General features: G+C 67.9%; 12 protein-coding genes and 2 tRNA genes. 9 read left to right on the forward strand and 5 right to left on the reverse strand.

All coding sequences use genetic code 11. The features are described from left to right. The first annotated feature begins 118 nt into the window (after positions 1-118). Together CIK77_RS01025 and CIK77_RS01030 are read left to right on the forward strand one after the other, a co-directional pair. The gene (locus tag CIK77_RS01025) at positions 119-679 is read left to right on the forward strand and encodes a gamma carbonic anhydrase family protein (protein ID WP_087055536.1); all 561 of its coding nucleotides are present in this window, start codon (positions 119-121) and stop codon (positions 677-679) included. Between the two features lie 25 nt (positions 680-704). Further along, a tRNA-Gly gene (locus tag CIK77_RS01030) sits at positions 705-775 on the forward strand. Between the two features lie 56 nt (positions 776-831). On the opposite strand, the gene CIK77_RS01035 is transcribed toward CIK77_RS01030, so the two are convergent. Beyond that, entirely contained in the window at positions 832-3714 is a 2883-nt protein-coding gene (locus CIK77_RS01035; protein ID WP_170934181.1) for a helix-turn-helix transcriptional regulator, read from the reverse strand. Between the two features lie 32 nt (positions 3715-3746). Next, positions 3747-3935: a hypothetical protein gene (locus CIK77_RS17495; protein WP_140403549.1), complete on the reverse strand. Its 189-nt coding sequence runs from the start codon at positions 3933-3935 to the stop codon at positions 3747-3749. A 182-nt stretch (positions 3936-4117) separates the two neighbouring features. Here CIK77_RS17495 and CIK77_RS01040 point away from each other — a divergent pair. From CIK77_RS01040 to clpX, 6 genes are all read left to right on the forward strand, one after another. Beyond that, positions 4118-4191, forward strand: a tRNA-Pro gene (locus CIK77_RS01040). 68 nt (positions 4192-4259) lie between these two features. After that, complete coding sequence (gene tig, locus CIK77_RS01045) at positions 4260-5621, forward strand: trigger factor (RefSeq protein ID WP_087055534.1); 1362 nt, start codon at positions 4260-4262, stop codon at positions 5619-5621. A 150-nt stretch (positions 5622-5771) separates the two neighbouring features. After that, on the forward strand, positions 5772-7124 hold the full coding sequence (locus tag CIK77_RS01050) for a uracil-xanthine permease family protein (protein WP_087055533.1): 1353 nt from the start codon (positions 5772-5774) through the stop codon (positions 7122-7124). 97 nt (positions 7125-7221) lie between these two features. Beyond that, positions 7222-7815 carry an ATP-dependent Clp protease proteolytic subunit gene (locus tag CIK77_RS01055; RefSeq protein ID WP_170934180.1) on the forward strand — a complete coding sequence of 198 codons (594 nt, stop codon included), beginning with the start codon at positions 7222-7224 and terminating at the stop codon, positions 7813-7815. 22 nt (positions 7816-7837) lie between these two features. Beyond that, entirely contained in the window at positions 7838-8494 is a 657-nt protein-coding gene (locus tag CIK77_RS01060) for an ATP-dependent Clp protease proteolytic subunit (RefSeq protein WP_087055532.1), read from the forward strand. A 137-nt stretch (positions 8495-8631) separates the two neighbouring features. After that, complete coding sequence (clpX, locus tag CIK77_RS01065) at positions 8632-9903, forward strand: ATP-dependent Clp protease ATP-binding subunit ClpX (protein WP_087055531.1); 1272 nt, start codon at positions 8632-8634, stop codon at positions 9901-9903. A gap of 155 nt (positions 9904-10058) precedes the next feature. Here clpX and CIK77_RS01070 read toward each other — a convergent pair whose 3' ends face one another. Together CIK77_RS01070 and valS are read right to left on the reverse strand one after the other, a co-directional pair. Then, positions 10059-10298, reverse strand: coding sequence for a hypothetical protein (locus CIK77_RS01070; protein ID WP_332841600.1), 240 nt, complete (start codon positions 10296-10298; stop codon positions 10059-10061). After that, positions 10295-12862: a valine--tRNA ligase gene (valS, locus tag CIK77_RS01075; RefSeq protein WP_087055529.1), complete on the reverse strand. Its 2568-nt coding sequence runs from the start codon at positions 12860-12862 to the stop codon at positions 10295-10297. Before valS ends, CIK77_RS01070 begins: the two co-directional genes overlap by 4 nt. A gap of 448 nt (positions 12863-13310) precedes the next feature. On the opposite strand from valS, the gene CIK77_RS01080 reads away from it, so the two are divergent. Then, positions 13311-14138 carry an endonuclease domain-containing protein gene (locus tag CIK77_RS01080; protein WP_087055528.1) on the forward strand — a complete coding sequence of 276 codons (828 nt, stop codon included), beginning with the start codon at positions 13311-13313 and terminating at the stop codon, positions 14136-14138. Positions 14139-14253: 115 nt separating this feature from the next. Here the strand turns inward: CIK77_RS01080 and CIK77_RS01085 are convergent, their stop codons facing one another. Next, positions 14254-15405: an NAD(P)H-dependent glycerol-3-phosphate dehydrogenase gene (locus CIK77_RS01085; RefSeq protein ID WP_212647502.1), complete on the reverse strand. Its 1152-nt coding sequence runs from the start codon at positions 15403-15405 to the stop codon at positions 14254-14256. Positions 15406-15722 lie beyond the last annotated feature (317 nt).

Below are 15722 nucleotides of genomic sequence, written 5' to 3' on the forward strand. Positions count from 1 at the left end.
CCGGCTGAGGTATTCCGCAAGCAAGCAGAGGCTGGGCTAAATCGCCTCTGACCTGGGGAAAGTAAGGCTTCCCTAAGAGTGCTTGGGTGAGCCTGCCCTGGCCTGGCAAGATGGCCGGATGACCATTTCATCCGGAGCGAGTGTCCGCCCCGTCGACGAGTCCTCTCCTACGGTTTCCGATTCCGCGTTCGTCGCCGACGGTGCGCGAGTCGTCGGCGACGTCGAACTCGGCGAGCGGGCGAGCATCTGGTACAACGCCGTCGTGCGCGGCGACATGAACACGATCCGCATCGGAGTCGGCAGCAACGTGCAGGACAACGTGTCGATCCACGTCGACGCCGCGTATCCCGCCGACATCGGCGATGGTGTGTCGATCGGCCACAATGCGGTCGTGCACGGCTGCACCATCGGCAACGGCTCGCTCATCGGCATGGGCGCCGTCGTGCTGTCTGGTGCCGTCATCGGCGCCCAATGCCTCGTGGCCGCGGGCGCAGTCGTGCTCGAAGGGACCCTCGTCCCTGCGCGGTCGCTGGTGGCTGGCGTTCCCGCGAAGGTGCGCCGCGCGCTGGACGATGAGGAGGTCGAGCGGCTCCGACTCAATGCCGAGCGCTATCTCGCGACGGCGGACCGCCACGCGCGAGCGACCGAATTCACGGACGAGGGCTCTGTTCCCCTATAGTGGAATGCGCTGTCACAGGCAGTGCGGGGATGTAGCTCAATGGTAGAGCCCCAGTCTTCCAAACTGGTCACGCGGGTTCGATTCCCGTCATCCCCTCCGAAGAGTTCTGCCCCGGCCGCGAGCCGGGGCAGAACTCGTTTCATCGCAGAGGACTACCGCGTCTCGTGGTCGCGGCTCGCGAGATGAGCCGCCTCGGTGCGGCTCGTGGCGCCGAGTTTGCGCAGGATCGATGAGACGTGCACGCTCGCCGTCTTCCCGCTGATGTACAGCCGCTGACCGATCTGCCCATTGCTCAGCCCTTCGGCGACGAGTGCGAGCACCTGCTGCTCGCGCTCCGTGAGCGCTCCGCCGCCCCGACGCGGTGGGCCGGCGGAGGAGAGCCCTGCGTCGGCCGCGAGCTCCAGCGCACGCTCGCGCATCGCGGTGACGCCGCCGCGCTCAGCGGCATCGATCGCCTCGGTCAGAGTGTCGCGTGCCGCGCTCCGCTCGCCGCCGGTGATCAGCGACTCGCCCAACCGCACCAGGACGTACGGCTCCAGGTGCACGGGTGCCCGCTCGTCGCGCGCCGCGGTCAGGGCCCCGCGCCACGCGTCGGTCGTGTTCGTGAGCTCGGCGTCGATGACGGGAGCCCACACGTCGTGGATCGGCCATTCGGAGAATCGTGCGACGAGTGCCCGCAGCCGCGGCTCCGCGTCGGCCGCCGCCCTGGGCGATCCGGATGCGCGTGCGGCGGCGATGGTGCGTGCCGCCGGCCACGCGCAGGCGTGCACTCGGCCCGCGCACAGCCGCGCGGGGTCGGTGTCGAGCAGCCCGGCCGCATGCTCCCACGCCGCCTGGACGTCGCCCATGGCCAGTGCGGTCTCGGTGGCGGCCCGGCCCACTCCCATCAGCGACTGCACTTCCGCTGCCATGCTCGCGACCAGCACCGTGCGCTGTTCGCGCAGCAGCGCGTCGGCGGCTTCAGCATTCCCCCGCCAGGTCAGCATGGCCGCCTTCGTGACGAGGAGATGCGTGCGATAGGACCTCGGCGGCTCCAGCGACAGCGCGCGGGTGATGATCGCGTCCGCGCGGCTCCACTCGCCGAGCCAGACCAGCGGTTCTGCCAGGTTCGATGACAGCAGCACGCCCGAGGTGCGTTCGAAGCCCAGCCGCCGTGCCGCGTCGACGCCCTGCTGGGCGAGCGAGACGGCGTGCTGGTACTGACCGAGCAGATGGGCGGCGTCCGAGGCGTTCACGAAGTAGCGCACCTGGGCCGGTCCGTCGTCCGCTGCGATCCTCTTGGCGTCCTCCAGCTCTCTCAGCGCTCCGACCGCGTCTCCGGTTGCGACCAGGCAGACTGCCGCGACGTTCACGCCGACGGATGCCGTGCGCTCGTCACCGTGAGAACGAGCCAGCGCGGCGCCGCTCAGCGCGAGCTCGCGAGCCTCGGAGACCGCCCCTGCGAGCATGAGCCGCCCGGAGAACGACACCATGACCGAGGAGTGCAGGGCGGCCAGCCGCGGGTCGCTGCCGTCATCGAGCCTCTCCGCGGCGGCGAGGGACTGGCGGAACACGTCGAGGGTCTCCTCGCGCGCCAGCTGCGCGAGCGCCTTCGCCCTGTTGTGCAGCAGGAGCGCTTCGTCGAGCGTGCCAGGCTCGCATTCCTCGAGCGCGGCAGTGACCAGGGCAAGGCTTCGCTCGAGCTCTCCCGCGTTGCGCAGATGGGTCGTCGTGCGCCCGGACAGCGCGAGCTTCGACATGCCGGCCACGCGTTCGGCATCAGGCACGGCGTGCCACAGCGCCAGCGCGCGCTCGCCGTGCTGGGCAGCGGAACCGAACGCCAGCGCCGCCCTGGCCTCCCGTGCGGCACGGAGCGTGGCGGGGAAGGCCCGCACCTGGTCGCGTGCCTGAATCCAGTGGTGCGCGATCGCGGCGGACAGCGGGCGCTTGGTCTCGTCGGCGAGACGCTCGTACTCGGCGGCGTACCGCGCGTGGATGCGCTCGTGCTCGCCTGGCAGCACATCGTCGAGTATCGCCTCCCGCACGAGTGCATGCCGGAACCGATAGGCGTCGTGATCGGCTTGGATGACGCCGCCAAGCAGGGCCTCGCGCGCGCGTTCGTCGAGGTCATCGCCGTCCCACACGCGGCTGAGCAGCACGTGCTCGACCTCCGTGCCCCCGACTGCCAATACTCTGGCAAGCCGCTGCGCTGGGTCGTGCAACCGTTCGTAGCGTGCGAGCAGGAGCTCCCGCAGCGTCTCGGGCACGATCTGCGGATCGTCGTCGCCGAATGCGACGAGCTCCTCGACGAAGAACGGCACACCCTCGCTGCGGCTCATCAGGCCCTCGAGCTCGGCCTCCGGAAGCGGGGCGCCGCGCAGCTCCAGCGCGAGGTCGCGCACCTGTTCGTGCAGAAGCCGTTCCAGCATGATCCGGATGACGTCCCGATCGCGCTCGAGCTCGCCGAGCAGTCGGCGCACCGGATGACCCCGACCGACGTCGTCCGACCGGTAGCTGAAGACGAGCAGGATGCGCCCCGTGGTCAGCACGCGGGTCAGGAAGCGCAGCAGCCCGAGGCTCGCAGGGTCGATCCAGTGCACGTCCTCGAAGACGAGGATGACCGGCTCGTCGGTCGACGCGGCCTCGAGCACCGTCGCGACGGCCTCGTGGAACTGCTCGACAGGCCCCAGCGCCGCCGGTGCATCGGCTGCATCGAGTTCGGGGAAGAGCGCGAGCAGGGCGCGGGCTCCCGCCCCTGTCAGTTCGCGCACGCGCGGGGTGCCCAATCGCGCGAGGAGCGGCCGCAGTGCAGGGATCACGGGCGTGTAGGCCGCGGCGACGTCGCCCAGATCGACGCACTGACCGAGCAGCGCGTGCGCGTCGTGCGTGTGGGAAGCGAGGAACTCGCGCAGCAGCCGGCTCTTGCCGATGCCGGCCTCGCCGCCGATCACGACCGTCCGCGGAGTTCCGCCGCGGACGGACTCGAGGGCGTCGTCGAGCACTCGGCGCTCGCTGTCGCGGCCGATGAGCGCGGTGGCTGACTCGAACGGACTCACGTCCTCATCGTGCCACGGGGCTGCGACGCCCATCAGGAACCGGCCGGTCGGACCCGCCCGGTCGCTGCGGCGATCATGTCCGTTCCGGTGCTCATCGCCCGCTTCTCTCGGCGCTCCTGCAGCGACCTGCGCTGTGCGATGGTGCGCTCGGCGTCGCGCACGTCGTTCTCGTACCGGTTCATGGCGAACATCCAGTCGTTCATCTCAGGCTCCCGTCTCATGGAACATCCGTCCCTTCGACAGGAACGATCCGCTCTGAGGGGGTGGGCAGGCATCGGCAGAACGCCTTATCTTCGGCAGCACCACGGCCCGCCACGCCGCTCTGAGGTACCTCAGAACAGGCGGGCCGCGCGATGCCGTAGACTCTGGGAGGCCGTTTCGTGGTTCGCCGTGCGCGGAAACCCGGGGCGTAGCTCAGCTTGGTAGAGCGCCCGCTTTGGGAGCGGGAGGTCGCAGGTTCAAATCCTGTCGCCCCGACATACGGCCCCCAGACCTAAAAGCCCGGCGGAAACACGCACGGGTTCGTCACGAGGAGAAGCACCAGAATGGTCAACAGCACCGTCGAGAAGCTCAGCCAGACGCGGGTGAAGCTGCACATTACGGTCAGCGCCGAGGAACTGAAGCCGAGCATCGACAACGCCTACACGGTGATCGCTCAGGACGTACAGATCCCCGGCTTCCGCAAGGGCAAGGTCCCTGCGCCGATCATCGACCAGCGCATCGGTCGCGGCGCCGTCATGGAGCAGGCCGTCAACGACGGTCTCGACGGCTTCTTCCGCGCCGCGGTCACCGAGCACGACGTCAAGCTGCTCGGTCGCCCCGCCGCCGACATCGTCGAATGGCCCAGCGAGAAGGACTTCTCGGGCGACCTCGTCGTCGACATCGAGACCGATGTCCGCCCCGAGTTCGAGATTCCCTCGTTCGAGGGCCTCACGGTCGAGGTCGACGCGGTCGAGGCCGATGAGGACGCGGTGAACGAAGAGCTCGACAAGCTGCGCGCGCGCTTCGGCACGCTCGTCACGGTCGACCGCCCGGCCGCTACGGGCGACTTCGTCGAGCTCGACCTCGTCGCGAAGATCGAGGAGACCGAGATCGACCGCGCCGACGGCGTGTCCTACGAGCTCGGCTCCGGCGAGCTGCTCGAGGGCACGGACGAGGCGATCGAATCGCTCACCGCCGGTGAGGACACCACGTTCACGTCGACGCTGGTCGGCGGCGACCGCGCGGGCGAGCAGGCAGAGGTCGCCGTCACCGTCAAGGCCGTCAAGGAGCGCGAGCTGCCTGAGGCGGACGACGACTTCGCTCAGATGGCGAGCGAGTTCGACACGATCGACGAACTGCGCGCCAGCCTCGGCGAGCAGGCGAAGTCGAAGGGCGCCTTCGACCAGGCTTCGAAGGCCCGCGACAAGATGCTCGATGTGCTGCTCGAGCAGGTCGAGATCCCGGTTCCGGCGCAGCTCGTCGAGGACGAGGTGCACCGCCACCTCGAGCAGGAGAACCGCCTCGAGGACGACGAGCACCGTGCCGAGGTCACCGAGGCCAGCGAGAAGCAGTTCCGCACGCAGATCCTCCTGGACGCGATCTCGGAGCAGCTCAACGTGCAGGTCTCGCAGGACGAGTTCACGCAGTACCTGATCCAGTCCGCCGGCCAGTACGGCATGGCACCGCAGGAGTTCATCCAGGCCATCCAGCAGGGCGGCCAGCTGCAGGCGCTGATGGGCGACGTGGCGCGCAACAAGGCGCTCGGCGCCGTGCTCGGCAAGGTGTCCGTCGTCGACACCGACGGCAACCCCGTCGACGTGACCGACTTCGTTCCCAGCGAGGACGAGGAAGCCGACGAGACGCCGGATGCCGACGACGAGTCGGCAGACGAGACGGTCGAGTCCTCGGACGAGAAGGCCGAGTAGCACCTTTCACTCGGGGTCCGGGCGCTGCGGCGCTCGGACCCCGAGGTGTGTCCGGGGGTCGTGCCTGCGGCTGCGGGCGAATGCGGCCATCCGGATGCCGATAGGGTGACCGCAGCAACAGCATCTGCGAGACGTATGAGGAGCACAGACATGCCCATCTGGAGGATCCACGGCGACGGCCGCACCGTTGCGCCCGACGCGGTCGTCGGCCCGAAGGAACGGCTCTCGTGGCCGGCGACTCTCGCGATCGGCGCTCAGCACGTCGTCGCCATGTTCGGCGCGACGTTCCTCGTTCCGATCCTGACCGGCTTCCCCGTCTCGACCACGCTGCTGTTCTCGGGCATCGGCACACTGCTGTTCCTGCTCATCACGCGCAACCGCCTGCCCAGCTACCTCGGTTCGTCCTTCGCCTTCATCGCCCCGATCACGGCCGTGAACGCGGGGCAGAGCCTCGAGAGCGGCCTGCAGATCACTCAGGCGCTGGTCGGCGTCGCGGCGGCCGGCATCCTGCTCGCGATCATCGGCTTCATCGTGCAGGCGGTCGGAGTCGGCTGGATCGAGAAGCTGATGCCCCCGGTGGTGGCCGGAGCGATCGTCGCTCTGATCGGCTTCAACCTCGCACCCAGCGCATGGAACAACTTCCAGGCCCAGCCGGAGGTCGCGATGGTGACCCTCGCCGCGACGATCCTGTTCAGCGTGCTGTTCCGCGGCTTCCTCGGACGCATCTCGATCTTCCTCGGCGTGATCGTCGGCTACATCGTCGCGGCTTCCACCGGCCAGGTCGACTTCTCCGGGATGTCCGATGCGGCCTGGATCGGGCTGCCGCAGTTCCACCTCGTCGCCCTCTCCGACCCTGCGGCGTGGGCTCTCGTGCCGATGTTCCTCCCCGTCGTGCTGGTGCTGATCGCCGAGAACGTCGGGCACGTGCGAGGCGTGGCGACGATGACGAACGACCCGTCCATCAACAGGCACACGGGTCGCGCGCTGATCGCCGACGGTGTGGCGACGACGGTGGCCGGAGCATTCGGCGGCTCCGGAACCACGACCTATGGCGAGAACATCGGTGTGATGGCCGCGACGCGCGTCTACTCGACTGCGGCCTACTGGGTGGCAGGCACGTTCGCCATTCTGCTCGCGTTCTCGCCTAAGGTCGGCGTCGTGTTCAACACGATCCCGGCCGGGGTGCTCGGGGGCGTGACGACAGCGCTGTACGGGCTGATCGGCGTCATCGGCATCAAGATCTGGGTCGACAACCGGGTCGATTTCTCACGCCCTGTCAATCAGTACACCGTCGCGGTGTCGTTCGTCATCGCGGTCGGCGGGTACGCGATGGGATGGGGGTCGTTCCAGCTCGGCGCGATCGTGCTCGGCACGCTGGCGGCTCTGATCATCTACCACCTCGGCAACGCGATCGCCCGCTGGCGGCGGACGGGCGCCGACGACGGCGGCCCGATCCCCGTCGTCGGAGCGATCGGCGGAGACCAGGACGACACGGAATCCTGAGGCGATCGCGGCTGTCGTATGCCCAGGGCGAACATGGGCTGGGCCGCGATTTCCCGCCGGTAGTGTCGATATCAACGCATCACCGAATGGAGTGAGAATGCCGGAACCGCTGATGGCACAGAGTGTCTTCGACCAGCTGCTGAAGGATCGCATCATCTGGCTTGGGTCGGAGGTGCGAGACGATAACGCGAACGAGATCTGCGCGAAGATCCTCCTTCTCGCAGCCGAGGACTCGAATAAGGACATCTACCTCTACATCAATTCGCCAGGCGGTTCGATCACCGCAGGTATGGCGATCTACGACACGATGCAGTTCGTGCCCAACGACATCGTCACTGTCGGCATCGGCATGGCGGCGTCGATGGGGCAGCTGCTGCTAACGAGCGGCACGAAGGGCAAGCGCTACATCACGCCGAATGCCCGAGTCCTGCTGCACCAGCCGCACGGCGGCTTCGGCGGCACCGCGAGCGACATCAAGACGCAGGCCGAGCTCATCGTCTCGATGAAGAACCGCCTCGCCGAGATCACTGCGGCGCAGACGGGCAAGACGGTCGAGCAGATCCACGAAGACGGAGACCGCGACCACTGGTTCACGGCCGAAGAAGCGGTGGACTACGGCTTCATCGATCACATCCGCGAGAGCGCGAGCGACGTCGCCGGCGGCGGCGGCACCGACCGCGAGGCCAACTGAGGGAGCAAGGGACTTCACCACGATGCACACTCCGTACACCCAGGCCCCGCAGGGGCTCCAGATGCCGTCCAGCCGCTACATCCTCCCGCAGTTCGAGGAGCGCACGGCGTACGGCTTCAAGCGCCAGGACCCATACAACAAGCTGTTCGAGGACCGCGTGATCTTCCTCGGCGTGCAGATCGACGACGCCTCGGCTGATGATGTGATGGCCCAGCTTCTCGTCCTCGAGAGCCAGGATCCCGACCGCGACATCATCATGTACATCAATTCGCCAGGCGGGTCGTTCACCGCGATGACGGCGATCTACGACACCATGCAGTACATCTCGCCCCAGATCCAGACCGTGGTCCTCGGACAGGCGGCATCCGCCGCGTCGGTGCTGCTGGCGGCGGGCGCGCCAGGAAAGCGTCTGGCGCTGCCGAACGCCAGGGTGCTGATGCATCAGCCGGCGGTCGGTGAGTCCGGTCACGGCCAGGCTTCCGACATCGAGATCCAGGCGGCCGAGATCATGCGCATGCGCGCATGGCTCGAGGACACCATGGCCAAGCACACGAACAGGACGACGGAACAGGTCCACAAGGACATCGACCGTGACAAGATCTTGGGCGCGGACGAGGCCGTGGAGTACGGAGTGGTCGACCAGGTGCTCTCCACACGCAAGCGCCAGCCGACGCAGTAGCGGCCTGTTCGACGAAGCCCCGGGATGTGACGCGAGTCGCGCCCGGGGCTTCGTCGTGCCCGTGTTGTGACGCCGAGTGTCGGTGGCAGCGATTAGGCTCGACACATCAGGCAGTTGCCAGACGATCAGGAGGCCCCATGGCTCGCATCGGCGAGAGCGCCGACCTCTTCAAGTGCTCGTTCTGCGGAAAGAGCCAGAAGCAGGTGCAGCAACTCATCGCAGGTCCAGGCGTGTACATCTGCGATGAATGCGTCGAGCTGTGCAACGAGATCATCGAAGAGCGCATGGCGGAGGCGTCGGACGGCGAGGCGACCGGAGAGTTCGATCTGCCCAAGCCGCGCGAGATCTACGAATTCCTCGAGGAATACGTCATCGGCCAGAGCGATGCGAAGCGCTCGCTCGCCGTGGCCGTCTACAACCACTACAAGCGAGTCCGCGCCCACGGCGAGATCAAACCGGCCGAGCAGAAGGCCGAGGAGGTCGAGGTCGCCAAGAGCAACATCCTGATGCTCGGGCCGACGGGCTGCGGCAAGACCTACCTGGCCCAGACTCTCGCGAAGCGGCTCAACGTGCCGTTCGCCGTCGCCGACGCAACGGCGCTGACCGAGGCCGGCTACGTCGGCGAAGACGTTGAGAACATCCTGCTCAAGCTGCTGCAGGCCGCCGACTACGACGTCAAGCGCGCCGAGACCGGCATCATCTACATCGACGAGATCGACAAGGTCGCCCGCAAGGCGGAGAACCCGTCGATCACGCGAGACGTCTCGGGTGAGGGCGTGCAGCAGGCGCTGCTGAAGATCCTGGAGGGAACGGTCGCGCAGGTGCCGCCGCAGGGCGGACGCAAGCACCCGCACCAGGAGTTCATCTCGATCGACACGACGAATGTGCTGTTCATCGTCGCCGGCGCCTTCGCAGGGCTGGAGGACATCGTCTCGAACCGCATCGGCAAGCACGGCGTCGGCTTCGGAGCGCCGCTGCACGACAAGACGCAGGAGAACACGCTCTTCAGCGAGGTGCGGCCAGAAGACCTGCACAAGTTCGGGCTGATCCCCGAGTTCATCGGCAGGCTGCCGATGATCGCCTCCGTGAACCCGCTCGATCAGGACGCTCTCGTCGAGATCCTCAGCACACCGCGCAACGCACTGGTGAAGCAGTACCAGCAGATGTTCTCGGTCGACGGCGTCGAGCTCGAGTTCGAAGAGGAAGCGCTGCGCGCCATCGCCAATCTCGCAGTCGAACGGAAGACGGGTGCTCGCGGTCTGCGCGCCATCCTCGAAGACGTTCTGGGCCCGATCATGTTCGACATCCCGAGCGATGAAGACGTCGACAAGGTCATCGTCACCCGCGGCGCGGTCACGGACGGCGCCGAGCCGACCCGCGTGTACCGAGAGCGCCGCAAGAGCGCATAACCTGCGGCCCGTGCGCACGGAACTGGCGGCGTTCTCGTCGCGCGCAGTGCGCATGCGCTCTTCGGTTCCGCCATCGCCGGCCGCAGGCACTGATGCGAAGAGCCCGACCTCTCCGGGAGGGTCGGGCTCTTCGCATCACACGTCTGCCGCGCGCTCTACGCCATCGGGTCGAAGGTGGTGGTGACCGGCTGGCCGTTGTCATCGAGGGTGACCTCGATGCCGCTGGCGAGTTCGGCGATCGGACGGCCCTCCAACCAGGTCAGCGTCCACGACGGAGCAGCGCCGGGCTGGGCGAGCGTCTGGTCGATGCGTGCGATCTCGGCGCGCAGCGCCTCCGGCACCGAGGACGGGGGCTCGGATCCCGCCGCCCATCGTGTTCCGAGCTTCATAGTCATCCCTCCGGCTGTGCCAACTCGATCCCGGTGACCGCGAAGTCCTCGCCGTCCTCGAACTCGAGCGTCTCGATCCGGCCGACGGCCTTCACATCGACCTCGGCCAACTTCAGCAGCGCTGTCCGACCGCTGGGCGCGACGACCGTGGCCGACACAACCGGCGTCTTCTGCGATGCCTTAGCCTCCGTCTTAGCACGGCGGATCGCGATCAGCGCCTGACTCGCCGCGGCGAGCACATCCGGGTCGCCATGGATGCCCGAGACGGTCGGCCACGATGCGGTGTGAACGGAACCTGGCTGGAACCAGCTCCACACCTCCTCGGTCGCGAACGAGACGACGGGCGCGAGCAGGCGCAGCAGCGTCGACAGTGCGGTGCGCAGCGCCACGGCCGCGGAGGCCCCTGCCGCGCCGCCCGAGTACGCGCGCTCCTTGACCAGCTCGAGATAGTCGTCGCAGAACGTCCAGAAGAACGCCTCGGTGACCTCCAGCGCGCGGGCGTGGTCGAAGCCGTCCAGCGCCGCTGTGGCCTGCTCGACCACGCGATCGAGCTCGGCGAGCATCGAGGCGTCCAGCGCCTCCGTGACCTCCGCGCCATCCGGAGCCTCGAAGCCCAGCACGAACTTCGCCGCGTTGAGCACCTTGATCGCCAGACGTCGGCCGATCTTGATCTGGGTCGGGTTCTGCGGGTCGAATGCCGCGTCGGCGCCGAGCCGGCTCGACGCCGCCCAGTACCGCACGGCATCCGATCCGTGCTTGTCCAGGATGTCGGCGGGCGTGACGACGTTGCCCTTCGACTTCGACATCTTCTTCCGGTCGGGGTCGACGATGAAGCCCGAGATCGACGCGTGCTTCCACGACGGCCTGTCGTCCTCCAGCGCGCTGCGCAGCAGCGTCGAGAACAACCAGGTGCGGATGATGTCCTGACCCTGCGGCCGCACGTCGAACGGTGCGACAAGGTTCCACAGCTCCTCGTCGCGCTCCCATCCGCCGGCGAGCTGCGGGGTCAGGGACGACGTCGCCCAGGTGTCGAATACGTCGGTCTCCGCGTCGAACCCGCCGGGCACGCCGCGCTGATCGGCGGTGTAGCCCGCCGGAACGTCGCTCGACGGGTCGACGGGCAGCGATGCCTCATCCGGCACGATGACGTTGTCGTAGTCGCGCTCGCCGTTCTGGTCGAGCCCGTACCAGACGGGAATCGGCACGCCGAAGAACCGCTGCCGTGAGACCAGCCAGTCGCCGGTGAGGCCGTTCACCCAGTTCTCATAGCGCACGCGCATGAAATCGGGGTGCCAGTCGATCTCTTCGCCGAGCGCCAGCAGCTTCGCCCTCAGCTCGGCGTCGCGGGCGCCGTTGCGGACGTACCACTGCCGAGTGGAGACGATCTCGAGCGGACGATCGCCCTTCTCGAAGAACTTCACCGGGTGGTTGAACTGCTCGCCCGAGTGCACCAGCTCGCCGGATGCCTCGAGCATCTCGAGTGTGAGCTTCTGCGCGCTGAACACGGTCTTGCCCACCAGCTGCGCGTACGCGTCTCGCCCGGCATCGCCGGTGATCGCCTCGGGCGCCTCGGCCACGATGCGGCCGTCCTTGCCGATGATCGTGCGGTTGGGCAGGTCCAACTCGCGCCACCAGATGATGTCGGTGACGTCGCCGAAGGTGCAGATCATCGCGATGCCGGAGCCCTTGTCTGGCTGTGCGAGCGGATGGGGCAGCACGGGAACCTCGACACCGAACAGCGGAGTCTTCACTGTGGTGCCGAACAGCGGCTGGTAGCGCTCGTCATCCGGATGCGCGACGAGGGCGACGCACGCAGCCAGCAGCTCGGGGCGCGTGGTCTCGATCAGCACGTCGCCTGCGCCGTCGGTGCGGTGGAACGGCAGGCGGTGGTACGCGGCCGGGCGCTCACGGTCTTCGAGCTCTGCCTGCGCGATCGCGGAGCGGAAGTCGATGTCCCACAGCGTCGGGGCGAGCGACTGGTACGCCTCGCCGCGGGCGTGGTTCCGAAGGAACGCGCGCTGGCTGGTGCGGATGGTGTCGTCGGAGATCGTCCGGTACGTCTGGGTCCAGTCGACCGAGAGGCCGAGCTGGCGCCACAGGTCCTCGAAGGTCTTCTCATCCTCCACGGTGAGCGCCTCGCACAGCTCCGTGAAGTTGCGGCGGCTGATCGGCACCTGGTCAGCGGCCTTGATGTTCTTGGTGGTGCCCTCGAACGGCGGTGTGAAGTCGGCGTCGTACGGCAGCGAGGGATCGCAGCGCACGCCGTAGTAGTTCTGCACCCGGCGTTCGGTGGGAAGGCCGTTGTCGTCCCATCCGATCGGGTAGAACACCTGCTTGCCGCGCATGCGCTCGAAGCGCGTCTTCACGTCGGTGTGCGTGTAGCTGAACACGTGGCCGATGTGCAGCGACCCGGATGCCGTCGGCGGGGGAGTGTCCACCGAGTAGACGCCTTCGCGGCCCGCGGCGCGGGCGGTGTCGCGGTCGAACCGGTAGGTTCCGGCGTTCTCCCAGCGCTCACCCCATTTCGCTTCGAGACCTTCGAGTGCGGGCTTGTCGGGAATCTCGGGCATGCGCGCTCCTAGCGATATGGGCGGCACGGTGTCTGCGTGCCAGATGTGGGAGTTTCCGCAAGTCTACAAGCCGAACTCGGGTCGATCCTGCGCCAGGGGCCGTCGCGGGTGTTCGAGGGCGCCGTGCACCCGGCACCGCGCGCATAACTCAACAGAACGCGCGCTCACGCACACGATTCCGTGGGAATCGTGTTCGCGAATGCGCGCGATGTTGCTGAACGCGCGCAATGTGCTGCGGTGAACCGGTCGACGCTGCGCCGCGGATAAACGGAAGCCTGCGTTCGCGCACACCCCGCCGGGTTCGTGTACGCGAGCGCACGTCATCTCCTGTATGTCGGGGCAGAGCAGCTTCCCGTCCTCTCGCTCACAGGGCCTGGATCGCGGATCTTCGGCAGGAACGTTGTCCACAACTGGGTTCGACAGCACATCGTGGTGCGAGCCTGACGTGATGGAACTCGTACGGATCGTGGAAGCCGCCGGCGGCATCATGCCGACCGACGCTCTGCGCGATGAAGCGGGTGTGAGCCGGCACATCGTTGACCGCGCCGTCGGAGCGGGGATACTGGACAGGCCTGCCCGGGGATGGGTCTCGACGATGTCGGCGGATCCTGCGCTCGTCGCCGCAGTCGAGGTCGGCGTCGTGGTGACCTGCGTGACTCGCGCAGCACGAGTGGGGCTCTGGGACGTGCACGAGCCGCGGGTCCACGTCGCGGCGAGGCCAGGACGACCACTGCGCCGCCCGACATCTGCGCACGTGCACTGGGCGAGGCCGCTTCTGCCGCGGCATCCGGGTCGCCTCGAGGACTCGCTCGAGAACACGCTGAACCTCGTCGCGGAGTGCCAGCCCTACGAAAAGGCGCTCACTGTCTGGGAGTCCGCGCTCAACCGCGGGCTGACGACGTTCGAGCATCTCGGCACTCTGGCGTTCGGGGCGAAGGGTCGGCGGCTCCGTGCGGACGCGCAGCCGTACTCGGACTCGGGTGTTGAGACCGTGGTCGTGCCGCGGCTGCGGTGGCTCGGGCTCCGTCTTCGTCGCCAAGTGTGGCTGTTGGGGCACCGAGTCGACCTGCTGATCGGCGATCGGCTCATACTGCAGATCGACGGTGGCCATCATGTGGACGAGCAGCGGATGATCGACAACGAGCATGACGCGAAGCTGCGGCTGGCGGGCTATCACGTGATCCGGGTCGGCTACTGGCAGGTGATGGGCGATTGGCCGCGCGTGCAGGACCTCATCATCGGGGCCGTGGCGCGCGGGTTGCATCTCGCGAAATGAATGGGCACCGCGCATTCGACAACACAACGCGCATTCGACAACAGCGAAACCCGGAAACTGTGTGTGCGAATGCGCGATCTGTTTATGTATGCGCGCGGCGCAACCCGACCCTGCGTCAGAGGTTGAGGTCCTCGAAACGCTTCTCGACCGCGTCGACGGCGGGGTGGGCGATCTCGAGGTCGAGGGCTCGGGGCTCGGCGCCGATGGGGGACGACCAGAACCGGGCGAACGCGTCGCCGATGGGCTCGCCGTCGTCGACGATCGAGCGCACCATCTCGCAGATCGGCATGTGCAGGCCGAGTCGGCGGGCGAGGTCGGTGGCGGTGACGGCGTTGTGCCGGCCCTCGACGACCACAGGGCGGCCATCGAACACCTCGTCGTCGCTGCGGCCCTGGCCGCGCTGGAAGCCGTAGGAGAAGTTGCGCGACTGCGGCGACGAGCACGTCAGCATCAGGTCGCCGAGCCCGCCCAGGCCCGTGACGGTCTCGCGGCTGCCGCCGAGTTTGACGGCGAGCTCCTTCATCTCGCTGAGCCCACGGGTGATGATCGCGGCGCGCGAGTTCTCGCCGAAGCCGGCACCGGCGAGGATGCCGCAGGCGATCGCGACGACGTTCTTCACGGCACCGCCCACTTCCACACCCGGCAGGTCGTCTGAGATGTACGGGCGGAATGCGCCGGTCGCCAGTGACAGCGCCATGCGCGCCGCTGCCCGCTCCATCGGTCTGACCCGCACTCCGGAGTTGCACGCGACGGTCACAGCGGTCGGGTGCCCCGCGGCCGTCTCGGTGGCGAACGTCGGGCCGGTGAGGGCGCCGATCGGGCGCCCTGGTGCCACCTCGGCTGCGACTTCGCTCATCAGCAGACCGCTGCCAGATTCGATGCCCTTGGCGCAGACGAAGATCGGTGCATCCGGGGGCGCGAGCTCGCCGATCCTGGCCGCCATCTCCCGGATCGTCGTCGACGGGGTCACCAGCAGCACGGCATCTGCGCCTTCGAGGGCCTCGGCCAGGTCGGTGGTCGCGGCGATGCCCTTGGCGAGCTTGATGTCGCCGAGGTAGCGGGTGTTGCGGCGGTTGTCCCGGATGTCGGCAGCAACACTCTCGTCGCGGAGCCAGAGCCTGGTCTCACGCTGTGCACGCGCGGCCACCGATGCCAGTGCCGTGCCGAAGGCCCCGCCGCCGAGGACGGCGATGGTGTCGTACGGGCGCGGACCCTTCGGCGCGATGATGGGGAGCGGACGGGTTTCGAGGGACTCGGGAAGCGTCACGGATGCCTTCGTCGTAAGAGAGTCGTGTGAAAGAGAGGAGCGCGCCGTCCTGGCGCGGATGAACCCCACGATAGGGCACGCCGGCGCTGTTGCGGGAAGGCGTGCTCCGTGCGTCGCGTGCCGCAGACGCGATCAATTCGCCGCCCCGCGCGGGAGCGCGTAGAATCGACTCATCAGCATCGAACCGGCCATCACCGGGGAGCTCGCGGAAGAACGGGGCATTCGCCCTCACTAGACCCGCGCGGGGCAGGCCCGTCACAGCCGCAGTGAGAGTGGCGCACGTGTCGCACGCGGGGTGGTACCGCGGCTGGAGCTGG

The organism is Microbacterium sp. JB110, assembly GCF_003335195.1.
Lineage (GTDB): Bacteria > Actinomycetota > Actinomycetes > Actinomycetales > Microbacteriaceae > Microbacterium.

What these genes read in the sequence shown, in the direction of transcription:
- CIK77_RS01025 (WP_087055536.1), top strand. Translation starts at nt 119, where the DNA reads ATGACCATTTCATCCGGAGCGAGTGTCCGCCCCGTCGACGAGTCCTCT.
- CIK77_RS17495 (WP_140403549.1), bottom strand. Translation starts at nt 3,935, where the DNA reads ATGAGACGGGAGCCTGAGATGAACGACTGGATGTTCGCCATGAACCGG.
- tig (WP_087055534.1), top strand. Translation starts at nt 4,260, where the DNA reads ATGGTCAACAGCACCGTCGAGAAGCTCAGCCAGACGCGGGTGAAGCTG.
- CIK77_RS01050 (WP_087055533.1), top strand. Translation starts at nt 5,772, where the DNA reads ATGCCCATCTGGAGGATCCACGGCGACGGCCGCACCGTTGCGCCCGAC.
- CIK77_RS01055 (WP_170934180.1), top strand. Translation starts at nt 7,222, where the DNA reads ATGCCGGAACCGCTGATGGCACAGAGTGTCTTCGACCAGCTGCTGAAG.
- CIK77_RS01060 (WP_087055532.1), top strand. Translation starts at nt 7,838, where the DNA reads ATGCACACTCCGTACACCCAGGCCCCGCAGGGGCTCCAGATGCCGTCC.
- clpX (WP_087055531.1), top strand. Translation starts at nt 8,632, where the DNA reads ATGGCTCGCATCGGCGAGAGCGCCGACCTCTTCAAGTGCTCGTTCTGC.
- CIK77_RS01070 (WP_332841600.1), bottom strand. Translation starts at nt 10,298, where the DNA reads ATGACTATGAAGCTCGGAACACGATGGGCGGCGGGATCCGAGCCCCCG.
- valS (WP_087055529.1), bottom strand. Translation starts at nt 12,862, where the DNA reads ATGCCCGAGATTCCCGACAAGCCCGCACTCGAAGGTCTCGAAGCGAAA.
- CIK77_RS01080 (WP_087055528.1), top strand. Translation starts at nt 13,311, where the DNA reads ATGGAACTCGTACGGATCGTGGAAGCCGCCGGCGGCATCATGCCGACC.